This window comes from Paraburkholderia sp. JHI2823, from assembly GCF_038900695.1.
In the GTDB taxonomy this organism is placed as follows: domain Bacteria; phylum Pseudomonadota; class Gammaproteobacteria; order Burkholderiales; family Burkholderiaceae; genus Paraburkholderia; species Paraburkholderia mimosarum.
This window is the reverse complement of record NZ_JAYMRY010000450.1, coordinates 1-249: the sequence shown is the minus strand read 5'-3', so window position 1 is coordinate 249 and position 249 is coordinate 1. Positions and strand designations below refer to the sequence as shown.

General features: G+C 62.2%; 1 pseudogene. It reads right to left on the bottom strand.

What is annotated here, in order from left to right:
• Nucleotides 1-172 (bottom strand): annotated as a pseudogene (locus VSR34_RS39365) (IS110 family transposase); the annotation flags it as partial.
• Nucleotides 173-249: the final 77 nt, after the last annotated feature.

Below are 249 nucleotides of genomic sequence, written 5' to 3'. Positions count from 1 at the left end.
TGTGCGCCTCGATCAGGTCCAGCACCGCCTGCAGGCGCGCCGCAGCCTGCGGTTGTCCGACCGTGTGCACGGCTGGCTTTTCGCGTCGCCCGTCGTGCAGCGCCACCTTCCATTTGGCCGTCGCCAGCACCAGTCCGTCACCACTACCCGTGTATGCCTGATCGATACGCATGATGTTCTCCTCGGAGCCAAACCTCAGCACGCTGATTTTAGGCGTCAGCATGTCAAGGCCTTCGCTCATAGGATCTC